Genomic DNA, 583 nt, shown 5'->3' with positions numbered 1-583 from the left:
CTCTGGCTGGCCCGCTGGGCCGGCCGCCGTGCGGTGCCGGTGGTCTGCGTGCTCGTCGCGGGACTGTTCCTCGACCTCACCGGCGTGGTGCCGCAGACTCTCGGCGGCTACCCGGCGCAGCTGCAGCTCAACAACGCGGGCCGGTCGTACGACATCTACTACCCGAGCACCGAGGAGCGGCTGGCGGCCTACTGGCTGGAGCAGAGCACCGCGAGCCAGAAGCCGCAGCCGCTGGTGCAGGCCGAGGGCTACACCTATCGGCGGCTGCAGACCCTGATCGAGGGGCCGGCCGTCGGCGACCTGTTCCCGACGGTCGTCGGCGCGCACACCTATGTCATCCTCGGTACGGCCACGGTGCGGAGCGGCCAGGTGACCTTCGCCTACCAGGGCGACCTGATCACCTACCGCTACCCGGTCGGCCTGCTGGACTCGACGAAGAACCAGATCTACAGCAGCGAAGGGGCGGAGATCTACCGATGAGCACACCGACCAGGCCGTTCCGGGTGCTGCTCGTCAGTCACTACTACCCGCCGCACCTCGGCGGGGTGGAGAACGTGGTCCGACACGAGGCCGTCCGGCTCGC

1 protein-coding gene is annotated in these 583 nt (G+C 69.6%); it reads left to right on the top strand.

Translation table 11 applies throughout. The features are described 5' to 3' along the window. The coding region (locus ABD323_RS44200) for a hypothetical protein (protein ID WP_344447637.1) at window positions 1-480 on the top strand (480 nt) is incomplete at its 5' end. Window positions 481-583 lie beyond the last annotated feature (103 nt).

Source organism: Kitasatospora nipponensis, assembly GCF_039528135.1.
GTDB lineage: Bacteria > Actinomycetota > Actinomycetes > Streptomycetales > Streptomycetaceae > Kitasatospora > Kitasatospora nipponensis.
Note: the sequence above shows the minus strand (reverse complement) of the source record. Positions and strands in the feature narration are given on the sequence as shown.